This is a genomic window from Lacinutrix sp. MEBiC02595 (assembly GCF_053601555.1).
Genome location: NZ_JBSHNU010000101.1, coordinates 1 through 261, shown reverse-complemented (window position 1 = coordinate 261; position 261 = coordinate 1). Strand labels below are relative to the sequence as shown.

At 37.2% G+C, this 261-nt stretch carries 1 protein-coding gene; it reads left to right on the top strand.

Features of this window, described 5'->3' with window-relative positions:
* Nucleotides 1-261 (top strand): hypothetical protein (locus tag ACVCZW_RS00480; protein ID WP_452231356.1); only part of this gene is annotated, 261 nt, incomplete at both ends.

The window sequence follows — 261 nt, the reverse complement described above, 5'->3', positions numbered from 1 at the left end:
TACCGTTGCTGATGATTGTGGTAACGAAACTATACTTACTGCAACGCTTACTCTTGAAGATTCTATCGGTCCTGACTTAACATCTTGTACTGTAATAGACGAAACTATAGAATGTAATGGTACAGATAACGAAACGATCGCGAATGATTGGAATGCTGCTAACATATTAGCACTTCAATCTTGTGGTACAGATGCTTGTGATACAGATGCAGTATTTGATGTAACTTCTGATTATGCTTTTGCTAACCTTACTTCTACTTG